1 pseudogene is annotated in these 506 nt (G+C 55.7%); it reads left to right on the forward strand.

What is annotated here, in order from left to right:
* A pseudogene (locus tag AB3X96_RS42640) lies at positions 1-117 on the forward strand (IS5/IS1182 family transposase); the annotation flags it as partial.
* Positions 118-506 lie beyond the last annotated feature (389 nt).

Here is a 506-nt window from a genome sequence, read left to right on the forward strand (position 1 = left end):
TTCCGCCGACTCGCACGAGACTACGAGCGATTGCCCGAAACTCTGGCTGGCTTGCACTTCGTCGTCTTCTCCGTGCTTATGCTTGTTCACTTTGCAACCCTTAGCAAAAGTGCCTAACACCCTCTAAGTCTTCGGCGAGGTATGCGATGATCACTTGCCTCTAGCCAGCCCGCGCCCAGCGGAAAATCGTTCGGCATGGATTTAGCTGTCAAGGCTCCTATATCGGCGAACGCGTTGCCATCCCATATGATCGCCACAAGCGCAAACACAGTGCAAGTCGCCGACCTGAAGAGCGAGATCGAGGCGCTTCCGAAGCCCGCGAGAGGCTATCGCCAAACTGGCCACGTCGACGAACGAATTAGCGCTGAAAGCGCTTCAATCGTAAGCGCCCGGTCATCCCATCTTGAGTCACGGTGAAAGTCTTGGGAGCATCGTGTTCACTTAAATAGGTGGACACGTGAACACTATTGAAGAAGCAGCGGCACCTAGCCGTCGACGACGCCGGC

Origin of the sequence: Paraburkholderia sp. BR13439, from assembly GCF_040948805.1 — a bacterium.
GTDB classification, from domain to species: Bacteria; Pseudomonadota; Gammaproteobacteria; order Burkholderiales; family Burkholderiaceae; genus Paraburkholderia; species Paraburkholderia youngii.